Source organism: Methylibium sp. T29 (assembly GCF_000576205.1).
Lineage (GTDB): Bacteria > Pseudomonadota > Gammaproteobacteria > Burkholderiales > Burkholderiaceae_C > Methylibium > Methylibium petroleiphilum.
Genome location: NZ_AZND01000429.1, coordinates 1 through 1,774, shown reverse-complemented (window position 1 = coordinate 1,774; position 1,774 = coordinate 1). Strand labels below are relative to the sequence as shown.

The 1,774-nt window shown below is 70.7% G+C and carries 4 protein-coding genes; all 4 read right to left on the bottom strand.

Annotation, left to right across the window (positions count from 1 at the left end; genetic code table 11):
* Positions 1-114: 114 nt before the first annotated feature.
* Positions 115-312 carry a hypothetical protein gene (locus x551_RS26235; protein ID WP_036251322.1) on the bottom strand — a complete coding sequence of 66 codons (198 nt, stop codon included), beginning with the start codon at positions 310-312 and terminating at the stop codon, positions 115-117.
* Positions 313-445: 133 nt separating this feature from the next.
* A complete protein-coding gene (locus x551_RS21730) occupies positions 446-859 on the bottom strand; it encodes a hypothetical protein (protein ID WP_231497688.1) in 414 nt (137 codons plus the stop codon).
* Positions 856-1,101 (bottom strand): hypothetical protein, encoded by a 246-nt coding sequence (locus x551_RS27815; RefSeq protein WP_231497691.1) that lies wholly within the window; start codon positions 1,099-1,101, stop codon positions 856-858. Before x551_RS27815 ends, x551_RS21730 begins: the two co-directional genes overlap by 4 nt.
* A gap of 26 nt (positions 1,102-1,127) precedes the next feature.
* Positions 1,128-1,774: SDR family oxidoreductase (locus x551_RS21725; protein ID WP_036251319.1), on the bottom strand; the 647-nt coding region annotated here is incomplete at its 5' end.

The window sequence follows — 1,774 nt, the reverse complement described above, 5'->3', positions numbered from 1 at the left end:
TCGGCTCCTCGCTCTGCATGCCCGCGCCGTGCTGCCGCTCGGCGAGCGCCAGCGCCGCCCGGTGGTCCGTGCGTGCCGCCGCACCGCTCGCGTCCGGCCCCAGCGCGGCATCGATCAGGCCATCGCGCATGCCGGCGATGTAGCGTTGCCGGCGATCTCCTTGCGTGCGAAGTCGATCGCGATGAACTTCTCGTTGATCAGGATGCTGCTGACGAAGATCACCGCCGTGAGGTCCAGCAGGTAGATCAGCATCAGCTTGCGGCCGACGCTCAGACGGGTCAGCAGGCGACTGAAGGGGTGGGAGATCGTCATGGGCAAGGGTCGGGAAGGCGGTCCGGTGCTCCCGCTCCGGTGACACCGGTAGCGCACTCGGACTTCTTCGGCAGGACCCGGGCCAACTTGACCCGTTCAGGCCTCCGCGATGCGGCCACGCGGCCGCTGTCCCTCACCGGCCCAGCTGGGCGTTCGCCTTCTCGATGAGCACCCGGGCCTCGTCGCGGCGCCCGGCATCGGCGATCTGCCGGCCGGCCCGTGCGGGAGCCTGAAGCGCCCGCTCCAGGTAGACCAGTGCGTCGGCCGGTCGCTTCTGCTCGAGCAGGAACTCGCCATAGAAGAAGTTCGGGTCGATGCCCTGGGGGTTGAGCTTCAGCGCGGACAGCATCAGCTCGTCGGCCTTCTTCTTGTCGCCGAAGCCGATCGGCCAGCCCGGCACCTTGTAGTAGAGGACGCCGAGGCTGTTGTAGGCCGAGCCGTCGAGGGCCTCCGGGTTGATCTTGATCGCCTGCTCGTACAGGCTCTTGGCCTGCTTGACGAGACCGAGCGCGCCCAGGCCGCCCTTCTCGCCGGCCAGCGAACTCACGACGATGCCTCCCAGACCAGCGGTTCGCTGCGCCCCGGATGGGCCTCGCTGAACTGGTGCGCCTTCGCGACCAGGGCCTCGTAGCGCTTCTCGCGCTCCTTCGGCGGCGTCTGGTAGCGCGTCACCTCCCACTCGTGCTGGACCTCGCTGACGGCGTCCTCCACGGGGCCGGCGCGCAGCAGTGGCGCATGGAGGGCGAGCACGAGGCTGGCCATCAGGAACAGGGGGAAGCGAGCAAGCATCTGGGTTCTCCTTGGATCTTCAGGGTTCAGGCGCCCGACAGCGCCAGTCGGTGCGACTTGAAGGCGCCGTCGAGCGCCGCCGGCACGAGGCCGTTCACGCACACCGCCAGCTTCTCGGGCAGGCCGAGGAAGCGCTCGGCCGCGCCGTCGCGCAGCAGTTGCAGCAGCGCGGCCGCCACGTCGTCCGGGTGGTCGACCGCGGCGCCGGTCTTGCGGTTGTAGGCCTCGACCTCCGGCGCGTTGAAGCCGGTCTCGGTGACGCGGGGCCCGAGGTACTGCACCCGCACCGGCGTGCCGGTCAGCTCGCGCCGCAGCGCCTCGCTGAAGCCCCGCAGGCCGAACTTGGTGGCGCTGTAGACCGAGAAGCCCGGCAGCGCCAGCCGCCCGAGCACCGAACCCACGTTGAGCACTGCCGCGCTGCGCTGCGCCAGCAGCCCCGGCAACAGGGCCCGCGTCAGCAGCATCGGTGCCACCAGGTTGGTCGTCACGGCCTGCAGGATGTGGGCGTCGTCCAGCGCGTCCAGGCGCCCGAAGCTCGCCACGCCGGCGTTGTTGACGAGCACGTTCGCGCGGCGTGCCAGCGCCACGCGCCGCACCGCCTCGACGCCGGCGCTGGTGGTGAGGTCCGCGGCCAGCACCTCGACGCGCCGCGGTTGGTCGGGGTGGGTCTCGA